1 protein-coding gene is annotated in these 433 nt (G+C 73.7%); it reads right to left on the bottom strand.

From position 1 onward, the window contains the following. The coding region (locus GM672_RS27890) for a VWA domain-containing protein (protein ID WP_155473708.1) at positions 1–433 on the bottom strand (433 nt) is incomplete at both ends.

Below are 433 nucleotides of genomic sequence, written 5' to 3'. Positions count from 1 at the left end.
GGCGTGCGCCCGCCCGTCGGCAGCTCGCGCAAGGCCGCCTCGGCACGCTCGACGCTGCGCGTCGGCGCCAGCAGCAGCTCGGCGCCCTCGCCCCGGAAGGCCACCACGGCCACTTCGTCGCGGCGCTGGTAGGCATCCGTCAGCAGGTCCAGCACGGCGCCCTTCAAGGCTTCCATGCGCCGCTGCGCCGCCATCGAACCGGACGCATCGACGACAAACAGGATCAGGTTGGCGTTCGTTCCCACGCGTACCGGCCGATGCAGGTCGGCGCGGGTGACTTGCAAGGTGCCGTGCGGGATGCCGTCGCCGCCGGCCGGCTGGCGCAAGGCCGCGCTGCGCAACGTGGCGCCGATGGCGATGCTGGTCGCTTCGCGGTCCGGTACGGCGCGCAGCGCCTGTCCGCGCGCGGCGTTGGCGACGGCGTTGCGGAGAT

It is taken from the genome of Pseudoduganella buxea (assembly GCF_009720835.1).
In the GTDB taxonomy this organism is placed as follows: domain Bacteria; phylum Pseudomonadota; class Gammaproteobacteria; order Burkholderiales; family Burkholderiaceae_D; genus Rugamonas; species Rugamonas buxea.
Note: the sequence above shows the minus strand (reverse complement) of the source record. Positions and strands in the feature narration are given on the sequence as shown.